The following is a 205-nucleotide window of genomic DNA, read 5'->3' as shown; positions in this document are numbered from 1 at the left end:
CAACAAAAGATGGGTAGACGAATGAAGAGATATGGACGATTATTGATGAAGTATGAAGAAGATTTGGATGATAAAAAATACGTGTATCATTATCTGTTTAAGACAGAGCTGACGGAAACGATGATTGTTAACGAGATATTATTATATGATGACGAATTAAAAGAAGCGTATGAATATACAAGAGAGTTATTAACATATTACAGAC

Annotated in this window: 1 pseudogene; it reads left to right on the top strand. The window is 31.2% G+C overall.

What is annotated here, in order from left to right:
• Positions 1–21: 21 nt before the first annotated feature.
• A pseudogene (locus E4T68_RS09200) lies at positions 22–205 on the top strand (ISL3 family transposase); the annotation flags it as partial.

The sequence above is a fragment of the Granulicatella sp. WM01 genome, from assembly GCF_004570605.1.
GTDB lineage: Bacteria > Bacillota > Bacilli > Lactobacillales > Aerococcaceae > WM01.
The sequence above is the reverse complement of the archived record's forward strand: the minus strand, read 5'-3'. Positions and strand labels throughout refer to the sequence as shown.